A 10,397-nucleotide genomic window follows, 5' to 3' on the forward strand; every position below is an offset into this window, starting at 1 on the left:
GGTCCTTTCAGACGAATTTGTGAAAGCCGGCCCAGCGTTCGGCCAACAGCAGCACGATCACGGTGGCGATGATCAGCAGGGTCGAGATGGCGGCGACGCCCGGATTGACCCCCATCTCGACCGAGCTGAAGATCAGGATGGGCAGCGTGGTCTGCCTGGCACTGGCCAGGAAGATGGTGACCGGCACGTTCTCCATCGAGGTGACGAAGGCAAACAGCGCGCCGGCGACAAGGCCGGGCTTGATCAGCGGCAGCGTGACCAGCCGGAAGGCGGTGAAGCCGTCCGCCCCCAGCACCCGCGCCGCCTCTTCGACCGAGACGTCGAGGCCCGATAGGCTCGCCAGCGCCGAGCGCAGGATATAGGGCACGGTGATGACGACATGCGCCACGATCAGCACCAGGAAGCTGCCGCGCAGGCCGACCAGCGTGACGTATTGCAGCATGGCGACCCCGATCACCACCGAGGGCACGATCAGCGGCGCCATCAGCAGCGCGGTGATCGCCTCGGAACCGGGGATGGCCTTGCGAAACAGCGCATAGGCCGCGGCGACGCCCAGAACCAGCGACAGGAGCGTGGAACTGACCGCGAGGATCACGCTGTTCCAGATCGCCCGGAGATAGACCGGATCGCTCAGCACCTCGGCGAACCATTTCAGCGTCCAGCCCTGCGGCGGGATGGTCAGATACGAGGTCTCGCTGAACGAGGTCAGCACGACCACCAGCACCGGCACCTGCAGGAAGGCCACGACCAGCAGCGCGACGATGGAAATGGGCAGGGTGGGCTTCATGTCGCTCATGCCATGCCCGCCCATCTTCTGGTCATGCGGCTGGAGATCCAGATGATGACCAGCGTCGAGGCCGCCAGCGCAAAGGACAGCGCCGAGCCGCTGGGCCAGTCCAGAAGCTGCATGTATTCGTCATAGATCAGCGTCGCCATCACCTGATAGGTCGGCCCGCCCAGCATGCGCGGCGTGACCAGGGCCGAGATGGTCAGCACGAAGACCAGGATCGAACCGCCGATGATGCCCGGCGCCGTCAGCGGCAGGGTGACCGACCAGAACACATGCGTCCGGCTGGAACCCAGCGTCGCGGCCGCCGCCTCGACATCGCGGGGCACGTTCTGCAGCGCCGCAACCAGCATCAGCACCATGAAGGGCAGATAGATATGGGTCAGGCCGATCAGCAGGCCGGTCATGTTGAACATCAGCTTCAGCGGCCGCTCGATCAGGCCCAGGTCGAGCAGCAGGTTGTTGACCACGCCGCGATTGGTCAGCAGCACGATCCAGCCGAAGGAGCGCACCACCAGGTTCAGCATCAGCGGAAAGATCACCAGAAGCGTCAGCGGCAGCCGCCATCGCGGATGGCCGCGCACGATCAGATAGGCGACGGGATAGCCGGTCAGCAGGCACAGAACCGTGACGCCCAGCCCCAGGCCCAGCGTGCGCAGCACCACCTCGCGGTAATAACCGTCCGTCGCGATGCGCAGGTAGTTTTCCCAGGTGAAGCTGCCGGCGACCATCCCCTGCCCCGGCTGGTATTCCTGGAAACTGGTCGGCAGCAGCAGGACCAGCGGCACCACGAAGGACAAAAGCAGCACCAGCAGAAGCGGCGCGATCAGCAGCCATGCGCTGCGCTGCCCGATCATGACGCGGCCCCCTGCGGCAGCACGATGATGTCGCGCGGCCGGATCGCCAGATACACCGTCTCGCCCGGCGCGAGGCTGGCGGTATCCTCGGCCGAGGGCACCTCGACCACGATTTCGGCGCCATGGGCCAGCCGCACCACCAGTTGCACCTGCGGCCCCGAAAAGGCGCGCAGCGCCACGGTCCCCGCCAGCGCGCCGGGCTCGGGCGCGCGCAGGACGCGGATCGCCTCTTGCCGCAGGAACACCTCGGCGGCGCTGCCCTCGGGCAGGTCCAGCCGCTCGGGGCGCAGCGCCAGCCCGGCGCCAAGCGCGACGGTTCCGGCCTCGATGCGGCCTTGCAGGCGGTTCGGCTTGCCGATGAAGCTGGCGACAAAGGCGTTCGCGGGGCGGTGATAGATCTCCTCGGGCCTGTCCAGCTGCTGGATCACGCCGCCATGCATGACGCCGACGCGATCCGACAGGCTCAGCGCCTCGGCCTGGTCATGCGTGACGAACAGCGTGGTGATGCGCAGCTCCTGTTGCAGCCGCTTCAGCTCGATCTGCATCTCGTCGCGCAGCTTGGCATCCAGGTTCGACAGCGGCTCGTCGAACAGCAGGATGCTGGGCCGCGGCGCGATGGCACGGGCCATCGAGACGCGCTGCTGCTGGCCGCCGGAAAGCTGGCGCGGGAATCGCGCGCCATAGCCGCCCAGCCGCACCATCTCCAGCGCGGCATTCACCCGCTCTTCCAGGGGCTTGCCGGATTCGCCCTTGCGGCGCAGGCCGAAGGCGACGTTCTCGAACACGGTCATATGGGGAAACAGCGCATAGGACTGGAACACCAGCCCGATGTTGCGCTTGTTCGGCGGCAGGCGCGTCACCTCGCGCTCGCCGATCATGATCTGCCCCTCGGTCGGCTCCAGAAGCCCGGCGACCATGCGCAGGATCGTGGTCTTGCCGCAGCCCGAAGGGCCGAGCAGCGAGACGAACTCGCCCTCGGCGATCTGGAACGAGGCGTTCCTGACCACCTCGGTCTTGCCGTAGCGCTTGACGATGTTGCGCAGGGAAAGGTTGCTCATTTCACCTCGTCTGGGCTTTGCCTGGGGCGTGGGTTGCGTTCGGTCCCGGCGGCAAACCGGCCGGGACCGGAAAGGGCCGGCTCAGCGCAGCACTTCGCGCTGCCAGCGGCGGGTCCAGTCGGGCATGACCACCGCCATCTCGGCCGGGTCCAGGAACAGCATCTGGCCCGCCTGCTCGGCGGTGGGCAGGATCGTGGCCAGATCGTCCGACAGCACCACCTTGCTGTTGACCGGGCCGATCACCTGCGCTTCCGAGAAGCATTTCTGCGCCTCGACCGACAGCACGGTGTCGATGAACTTCATCGCCAGGTCCTGCTGCCGGGTGCCCTTGGGGATCGAGATGGTCGGGCGAATGCCCACCGCGCCTTCCTGCGGATAGGCGACGGCCAGCGGCAGCCCGCCCTTGATCGCCACGCCGGCCCGGTCGGGATACCATACCGCGATGTCGATCTCGCCCCGCTCGAACAGCGAGACCACCTGGTCGGCCTGGGTGTGCAAGAGCACCGCCGATTGCGCCAGCGGCTTGATCTTGGCGATGCCGGGGCCCGGGTCTTGCTGCGTCCCGCCCTCCATCTGGTTCAGCGCGGCGAGGAATTGCCAGCCCGCCGTGGCCGAAACGTCGCCGATGGTGATCCGGCCTTCGTATTTCGGATCGAACAGGTCGTTCCACGAGGTTGGCGGCGTTGTCACCGTCTCCTTGTTATAGACGATGGTGGTGGCGCCCAGCATGGCGGCGACATAGGCGTCGCCCTTGCCCCAGGCACCCTCGATGATGTCGGGCGCATTCGTCAGCGCCGCGCGGTCAAGCGGAACCAGCAGCCCCTCATTGGCCATCTGCACCGCGAATGCGTCGTCGGCAAAGACCACGTCCATGTCCGACTGCCCTGCGGTCGCCCTGACCGAAGCCGCGTGCTGCGCCGAGCTTGCCGGCTTGAGCAGCACCGAAGCCCCGGTCGCCTCGGAAAAAGGCTGGACATAGCAGGTCTTGACGTTGTCGGCGAAAGAGCCGCCGAAGGCGCCGACGACCAGTTCCTGCGCAGATGCGGCCGTGATCGCGCCAAGGGCGACCGTCGTCGTCAATGCGAATTTTCTGAACACAAGCAAACCTCCCCGCCTGGTTGTTCTGGTCGGTCGCCGCAGGCGCTCGACAGTATCCGACTCTGGCAGTCTGGCATATGTCTTTTGATAAAGATACCAGAAAGCCATATGAAAGATATAATTCGCAATGCCCGCACGATTGCGGTAATGACGAAGGGCGGGCGGATCATTCAGCGACAAGGGCCAAGCTTGGACGAGGAACCGATAAGATACTGGGAAAACGACCGGATCGGACGCGGCATGCGGCAATGGCGGCGCGAGGTGCCGCAGATCGACAGCAGCGGCAAGGCAGTCGTCGGCCGCGTCCTGCATCTGCAAGAGGTCATCATCGACAAGGTGAACCGCAACCTTGCACGATTCGGGCTGAAGTTCCCGACCTATGCCATCCTGGCCACGATCCGCGTCAGCGGCCCGCCCTATCGCATGACGCCCAGCGAGTTGCTGTCCGCCATCGTCATCTCCTCGGGCGGGCTGTCCAACCTGCTGCGCAAGCTGGAAAGGGACGGGCTGGTGCAGCGCAGCGCCGACAAGCGCGACGGCCGCGGCGTCATCGTCGAGCTGACCGAAAAGGGCATCGCCCTGACCGATGAGAGCATGGCCGCCCATGCGGCGCTGGAGCGCGAACTGATCGCGGCGCTGTCGCCGCAGGATTGCGAAAGCATGGCGCGGATGCTGAGCGTGCTGATCGCCACCAACAGCGCGGGATAGCGGATGGACCACACCCGCCACGCCGTCAACATCGACGAGATCGAACGGGCGGCGCGGCGCTATCTGCCGGGTTTCCTGTTCGACTTCATCGCCGGCGGCGTCGATGGCGAGGCGGGGCTCATGCGCAACAGGCAGGCATTCGCCCGCCACCGGCTGGTGCCGCGCTATCTGCGCGACGTCTCGCGCCGCTCGCTGAGCACCCGCATTCTGGGCCGTGAATACGCGATGCCCCTGGGCATCTCGCCGACCGGTCCGGCGCAGTTGTTCCGCCGCGATGCCGACCGGATGCTGGCTCGCGCCGCACGCGAGGCCGACATTCCCTTCGTCCTGTCCGGCGCCGCCGGTGCCTCGCTCGAGGAAATCGCCGCCATCGCGCCGGAACACGGCTGGTTCCAGCTTTATCCCGCCCGCGACCGGGCCATCACCCGCGACCAGATCCGCCGCGCCGCCGATGCCGGCATCCCGGCCCTGGTGCTGACCGTCGATACGCCGGTAACGCCCAAGCGCGAACGACACCTGCGCAACCGGATCTCGGTCCCGTTCCGGCCCGGCCCGGCGCTGTGGCCGCGCCTTGCGAAAGAGGTGCTGCTGCACCCGGAATGGTTCCTGCGCTTTCTGCTGGGCGGCGGCATGGAGGCGATGGGCAACTGGGCGCCCCATGCGCCCAAGGGGGCCGGCGCCTCGGAAATCGCGGCCTTTTTCTTTGACCAGGCCTTCGCGCCGGGCGAAAGCGGCACGTTGTGCTGGCAAGACCTTGAAGCCTGCCGCGCCCTCTGGCCCGGGCCGCTGATCGTCAAGGGCATCCTGCACCCCGAGGATGCCCGACGCGCGGCCTCGCTTGGCGCGGATGCGATCATGGTCTCGAACCACGGCGGCAAGGCGCTGGATGCGGCACCCGCGGCGCTGGACATGCTGCCGGCGATCCGGCACGCGGTGGGACCGGATTATCCACTGTTCCTTGACAGCGGCGTGCGGCGCGGGTCGGATATCGTCATCGCGCTGTGCCTTGGCGCGGATTTCGTCTTTGCCGGCCGGCCGACGCTTTACGGCACCGCCGCCGGAGCCGAGGCGGGGGCCCGCAAGGCCCTGTCCATCCTGCGGCAGGAAACCGATCTGGTCATGGCCGGAATCGGCTGCACCTCGCCGGCGGAGCTGGGGCCTGATTATCTGACAATGGGGGACGCGTGATGGAAAAACGACGACTGGGACGCTCTGACCTGCTGGTGCCGCCGGTGGTGTTCGGCGGCAACGTCTTCGGCTGGACCGTGGATCGGGCGACGGGCTTCGACCTGCTCGACCGCATGGTCGAACAGGGGCTGACGATGATCGACACCGCCGATGTCTATTCCGCCTGGGTCGAGGGTCACAAGGGCGGCGAATCCGAGGTGCTGATCGGCGCATGGCTGGCCAGCCGCGGCGGGCGCGACCGGGTGATCCTGGCCACGAAATGCGGGATGCGCATGGGCGACGGCAATCGCGGCCTGTCGGCACGCTGGATCGAGCAGGCGGTCGAACATTCGCTGCGGCGCCTGGGGACCGATTACATCGACCTCTACCAAGCGCATGAACCCGATCCCGAGGTGCCGCTGGAGGAAACCATGACCGCCCTTGCCCGGCTGGTTCAGGCCGGCAAGGTCCGCGTGCTGGGCAACTCGAATTTCTCGGCCGCGCAGACCGAGGCGGCCCTGGCCGTCAGCCGCGATCTGGGCCTGCCCCGGTTCGAAAGCACGCAACCCGAGTTCAACCTGATCGCACGGGAGGGCTTCGAGGGCCCGCTTGCCGATCTGTGCCGGCGCGAAGAGATCGGCGCCATCAGCTATTACGCGCTGGCCGCGGGCTTCCTGAGCGGCAAATACCGCAGCGAGGCGGATGTTTCCGGCGCACGGGCCGGGCGCGTGGCCGCCTGCATGACACCGCGGAACATGCGGATCCTGCAAACCCTGCTGGATGTCGCCGAGGCCGAGGGCGTCCCGCCCGCCGCGGCGGCGATCGCATGGGTCCGCGCCCAGTCGGGCATCACCGCCCCGATCGCCAGCGCCACCAGCCTGGCGCAGCTGGACGCGCTGATCCTTGCAGCGCGACACCGGCTGTCGCCGGAATCGCTTGGCCGGCTGAATGCCGCCTCGCTTCACGGCTGATGGCCGACGGGCCTGGGATCGCGGGTTTAACGGCCCCGCGGTCATCAGGCCCGATCACAGGGGCGGGACGGAGAATTGCGGCCTTCGCGCCCCGTTTTGCCCGGTCGCCGTGAACGCCCCCGCCGTATCCAGCGCCTCGCGGATGGTCGCGTCCATGTCCAGATAGCGATAGGTGCCCAGCCGGCCGATGAAGGTCACCTTTTCCTGCGCCCGGGCCAGTTCGACATATTGCGCCAGCAGGGATTTCTCCCGGACCAGCCGGATCGGATAATAGGGAATGTCCCCCGGCCCGGCGGCGCGGGAATATTCGCGATAGCAGGTGCTGCCCCCATGGCTTTCCCAGGGCGAGAAGTGCTTGTGCTCGGTGATGCGCGTCCAGGGCACCTCGCGGTCGGCATAGTTCATCACCGCACAGCCCTGGTAATCGCCCCGATAGGTGAAACGCTCGAAATCCAGCGTGCGATAGCCCAGCCGGCCCAGTCTGTAGTCGAAGAACCCGTCCAGCGGCCCCGACCAGAACAGGTGATCGGCCCGGTCGGCCATCTCGGGCCGATAGGGGGCCTCCAGCTCGACCGAGATCCGCGGATGGTCGAGGATCGCGGCAACCATCGCCGTATAACCCGCGCGCGGCATGCCCTGGAAACGGTGGAAAAAGTAATTGTCGTCATAGTTGAAGCGCAATGGCAGCCGCTTGAGGATCGAGGCGGGCAGGTCGCGCGGCGAGCAACCCCATTGCTTTTCGGTATAGCCCTTGAAGAACGCCTCGTAGAGTTCGGGGCCGACGAAGCGCAGCGCCTGTTCCTCGAAGGTCTGCGGGTCGGTGATCGAGCGGTCGGCCCTGCCTTCGATGAAGGCGCGCGCCTCGTCCGGGCGCAGGGTCTTGCCGAAGAACTGGTTGATGGTGTGCAGGTTCACCGGCAGGGAATAGACCGCACCCTGCGAGGTGGTCTTGACCCGGTTCTGGAAGGGCACGAACTCGGCGAAGCGGTTGACATAGGCCCAGACCCCCTCGTCGTCGGTGTGGAAGATATGCGGGCCGTAAAGATGCAGCATGACGCCGGTTTCGGGGTCGCGCTCGGTATGGCAATTGCCGGCGACATGCGGGCGGCTGTCGATGATGCGGCAGTCATGGCCGGCTTCGGCCAGCTGGCGCCCGATCACCGCACCCGACAGTCCCGCGCCCACAAGCAGTATCTTCATTCTTTCCCTTCCCGCATCCCCGCCCGCCGGAGCGGGGCGGGGCGATCGGAGTCGCCGCTCATGCGCCATGGCTCGTGCCGGCAATATCGGCGAAGGCTTATACCACGCGTCGCCGCGAGGCGCATCACCGCTCGCAATGCCAGCCGGCATCGTCCCGGCCGATAGCCGCTCCGCCATCGGCATATCGGCGCCGCCGTCGGCAACATCGCCGGCGAAGCGCGCGATCTTCGGCATTTCCGCGCTTTCACGGGCAGGCTTTGCCGCGCCTGCATATCGCCTGCCTCATCGTCGAAAGCGGAAGGCACGCCCAGCCGTCCGGCCGGCTCAAGGGCCGGTCAGCCCTCGATCCTTCCCTTAGCGGCCCGCCATGCGTCGCCGGGCGCGATGCGGCGTTGCAGGCACAGCCGGGCCAGCCGCAAGGCTCCGGCACGCGCGGGAATCCGGCGGTCGATGTTCACTATGCCGCGGAATTCGGGAACAAGCCCGGGAAAGCTCCTGCGCAGATGGTTGCCCAAGGCATAGGCGGTCATGATCCTTTCGGCCAGAAAGCCCAGATAGCGGCGCTGATAGCCATCCCTTTCGTGCATCTTCAGCCGGGCGCGCGTCTCGGCCAGGATATCGAACAGCAGCGCGCTGTAATGGTCGAAGACCGGGCGCGACATGACGAACATGTTGCCCATCACGAAACGGTTGCTGCGCAAGGCGCGATCCAGGTCCGGACGGAAATGCGGATGCCGCTCGGCCACCACCGCGCGCAGCACCGCCAGATCATGCCCGTGATGGAAAACCCGGTAATGCAGGCCCAGCGGCAACGACAAGCGAGCGGGCCGCGGCACGATCAGCAGCGGCCCGGCAGGGCGCGCGAACCGCGCCGCGACATCGGTGCGATATGCCGCCGCGTCGAAATCCGGCAGGTAGCGTTCGGCATGGAAATGCGCGTTCAGCCTGCCGGTGAAATCGAACAGCCGGCGATAGTGCATCAGCCCGACCGGCCCCGTGCAGGGCAGGTTCTTCCACGCCCAGTAATGCGCCGTCAGCTCGCAATATTCGGGGTTCAGGGCCGAGATGTTGTCGCCCGTATCGTCGCCCGCCATGTCCGGCAGAACCGTCCCTGCCCCGGCCCGCCCGACATGGATCGGCATCAGGCAGGGGCCGGCCAGAACCGGATGCGGCGCGTGATAAGCGATCAGGATCCGCGCGCCCCCGCCCTCGTCGTCCCTGCCCCCGCTGTCCATGCCGTCATCCTTCGCGTATCAAAGGGCTGCGCAGGGGGCAGCGTTAGCAAGTGCAGGCGGGGAAAGGAATAGGGCGGTGGCGGGAAAACGGAAGACCGTGATGTTCGTGGGCGGCAGCCTGATGCCCTTCTGCCGCTTCCGCCGCGCTCTGATCGAAAAGCTGGTGCATGATCACGGCTGTCGTGTCATCTGCGCCTATTGGGGGGATCGCGCGGACGGGTTCTTCGCTCCCTTCGATCTGGAGGGGGTCGTCTGGCAGGATCTGGGCGGCGATCACGCCAGCCCTCCCGGCATTGCCGATCTGCCCCCGTTGGCCCGCCTGTTCCGCACCATCCGCCGCCACAGGCCGGATGTGATCTGCTGCTTCAACGCGAAGCCGATCGCTCTGGGCCCGCGCATCGCCCGTCTGGCCCGCCCCGGTGCAAGGATCGTCGCGCTCATGGAGGGCCTCGGCTCGGCCCTGTCCTTCCTGCTGGACGCATCCGGCCCGAAGCGGCGCGTTTTCCGCACGCTGACCCGGCCGGTGGATCGCTGGGTGTTGCTGAACGACCGCGATGCCGGGGTGATCCTGGACCTTCACCCACAGCAGCGGGAAAGCATCTCCACCCTGCCCGGCATCGGCATCGACCCGGATCATTTCAGCCCCGGCCCCGATCTGCTTGCCCAAAGGCGGCTGATCTTCGTCGGCCGCCTGGTGCCGGAAAAGGGGATCGACATGTTCCTGGCACTGGCCCGGCATCTGCGCGGCAGCGATTGGCGGCTGGCCGTAGCGGGCCTGCCCACGCCCCACGGCATCGCCCCGGCCGAGATCGAAAACTGGCTGCGCGAGGGCCTGCTGGAATCCTGCGCACCCGTGCACGACATGGCCGCCTTCTACCGCCGCGCCTCGGTCCTGGTCTTTCCCTCGCGCTACGAAGAGGGCCTGCCCGCCGTGATCATGGAGGCGCAGGCGAGCGGCCTGCCCTGCCTCGTCCGCGACACCCCCGTCCTGCGCGGCACGATCCGCCACGGCGAAACGGGCTTTCTCGTCTCGGGCGAGGATCCTTCCGATTGGGCCGCGGCGCTGAAGCGGCTGGAGGAACCGGCCACGTTCGCAGCCTTCTCGGCTGCCGCGCGGCGCCATGCGGTGGAACAGTTCGATCAGGACCGCATCAATGCCCGGCTGATCGGGCTGCTGCTTCAGGCATAGCGCCCTGCTTTTTGCGTCGGATTTTCTGCTTTAGCGTTCGAGGAGTTTTCGGTGGTTTCTTTCGAGCAGTGCCAGGCCGGCGAGCAGCAGGGTCAGGGCGACGCCGACCACGAATGCGCGGCTGAGA

10 protein-coding genes are annotated in these 10,397 nt (G+C 67.0%); 4 read left to right on the forward strand and 6 right to left on the reverse strand.

What is annotated here, in order from left to right; all coding sequences use genetic code 11:
- Window positions 1-7: 7 nt before the first annotated feature.
- The 4 genes from QPR87_RS02095 to QPR87_RS02110 form a co-directional block, all read right to left on the reverse strand.
- Window positions 8-796, reverse strand: coding sequence for an ABC transporter permease (locus QPR87_RS02095; protein ID WP_011751268.1), 789 nt, complete (start codon window positions 794-796; stop codon window positions 8-10).
- Window positions 793-1,644, reverse strand: a complete 852-nt coding sequence (locus QPR87_RS02100; RefSeq protein WP_011751267.1) for an ABC transporter permease — start codon at window positions 1,642-1,644, stop codon at window positions 793-795. The genes QPR87_RS02095 and QPR87_RS02100 overlap by 4 nt, the downstream gene beginning before the upstream one ends.
- Entirely contained in the window at window positions 1,641-2,702 is a 1,062-nt protein-coding gene (locus QPR87_RS02105; protein ID WP_285048050.1) for an ABC transporter ATP-binding protein, read from the reverse strand. The genes QPR87_RS02100 and QPR87_RS02105 overlap by 4 nt, the downstream gene beginning before the upstream one ends.
- 81 nt (window positions 2,703-2,783) lie before the next feature.
- Window positions 2,784-3,782, reverse strand: coding sequence for an ABC transporter substrate-binding protein (locus tag QPR87_RS02110; protein ID WP_285048052.1), 999 nt, complete (start codon window positions 3,780-3,782; stop codon window positions 2,784-2,786).
- A gap of 207 nt (window positions 3,783-3,989) precedes the next feature.
- On the opposite strand from QPR87_RS02110, the gene QPR87_RS02115 reads away from it, so the two are divergent.
- Genes QPR87_RS02115 through QPR87_RS02125 form a run of 3 tightly spaced genes read left to right on the forward strand, consistent with a single transcriptional unit; the run spans window position 3,990 to window position 6,646 of the window.
- On the forward strand, window positions 3,990-4,508 hold the full coding sequence (locus tag QPR87_RS02115) for a MarR family winged helix-turn-helix transcriptional regulator (protein WP_011751264.1): 519 nt from the start codon (window positions 3,990-3,992) through the stop codon (window positions 4,506-4,508).
- Between the two features lie 3 nt (window positions 4,509-4,511).
- Window positions 4,512-5,696 (forward strand): alpha-hydroxy acid oxidase, encoded by a 1,185-nt coding sequence (locus QPR87_RS02120; protein ID WP_285048054.1) that lies wholly within the window; start codon window positions 4,512-4,514, stop codon window positions 5,694-5,696.
- Window positions 5,696-6,646 carry an aldo/keto reductase gene (locus QPR87_RS02125; RefSeq protein ID WP_285048055.1) on the forward strand — a complete coding sequence of 317 codons (951 nt, stop codon included), beginning with the start codon at window positions 5,696-5,698 and terminating at the stop codon, window positions 6,644-6,646. The genes QPR87_RS02120 and QPR87_RS02125 overlap by 1 nt, the downstream gene beginning before the upstream one ends.
- Before the next feature lie 54 nt (window positions 6,647-6,700).
- Here QPR87_RS02125 and QPR87_RS02130 read toward each other — a convergent pair whose 3' ends face one another.
- A complete protein-coding gene (locus QPR87_RS02130; protein ID WP_285048056.1) occupies window positions 6,701-7,846 on the reverse strand; it encodes a UDP-galactopyranose/dTDP-fucopyranose mutase family protein in 1,146 nt (381 codons plus the stop codon).
- A 335-nt stretch (window positions 7,847-8,181) separates the two neighbouring features.
- Window positions 8,182-9,081 carry a DUF4422 domain-containing protein gene (locus QPR87_RS02135; RefSeq protein WP_285048057.1) on the reverse strand — a complete coding sequence of 300 codons (900 nt, stop codon included), beginning with the start codon at window positions 9,079-9,081 and terminating at the stop codon, window positions 8,182-8,184.
- A gap of 76 nt (window positions 9,082-9,157) precedes the next feature.
- Here QPR87_RS02135 and QPR87_RS02140 point away from each other — a divergent pair, with 76 nt between their 5' ends.
- Window positions 9,158-10,270 carry a glycosyltransferase gene (locus tag QPR87_RS02140; protein WP_285048058.1) on the forward strand — a complete coding sequence of 371 codons (1,113 nt, stop codon included), beginning with the start codon at window positions 9,158-9,160 and terminating at the stop codon, window positions 10,268-10,270.
- The last annotated feature ends 127 nt before the right edge of the window (window positions 10,271-10,397 follow it).

The organism is Paracoccus sp. SSJ (assembly GCF_030234105.1).
Lineage (GTDB): Bacteria > Pseudomonadota > Alphaproteobacteria > Rhodobacterales > Rhodobacteraceae > Paracoccus > Paracoccus denitrificans.

Excerpts from the sequence above, each read along its gene's own strand:
- QPR87_RS02130 (WP_285048056.1), bottom strand. The coding sequence starts at position 7,846 with ATGAAGATACTGCTTGTGGGCGCGGGACTGTCGGGTGCGGTGATCGGG.
- QPR87_RS02120 (WP_285048054.1), top strand. The coding sequence starts at position 4,512 with ATGGACCACACCCGCCACGCCGTCAACATCGACGAGATCGAACGGGCG.
- QPR87_RS02100 (WP_011751267.1), bottom strand. The coding sequence starts at position 1,644 with ATGATCGGGCAGCGCAGCGCATGGCTGCTGATCGCGCCGCTTCTGCTG.
- QPR87_RS02125 (WP_285048055.1), top strand. The coding sequence starts at position 5,696 with ATGGAAAAACGACGACTGGGACGCTCTGACCTGCTGGTGCCGCCGGTG.
- QPR87_RS02135 (WP_285048057.1), bottom strand. The coding sequence starts at position 9,081 with ATGGACAGCGGGGGCAGGGACGACGAGGGCGGGGGCGCGCGGATCCTG.
- QPR87_RS02105 (WP_285048050.1), bottom strand. The coding sequence starts at position 2,702 with ATGAGCAACCTTTCCCTGCGCAACATCGTCAAGCGCTACGGCAAGACC.
- QPR87_RS02095 (WP_011751268.1), bottom strand. The coding sequence starts at position 796 with ATGAGCGACATGAAGCCCACCCTGCCCATTTCCATCGTCGCGCTGCTG.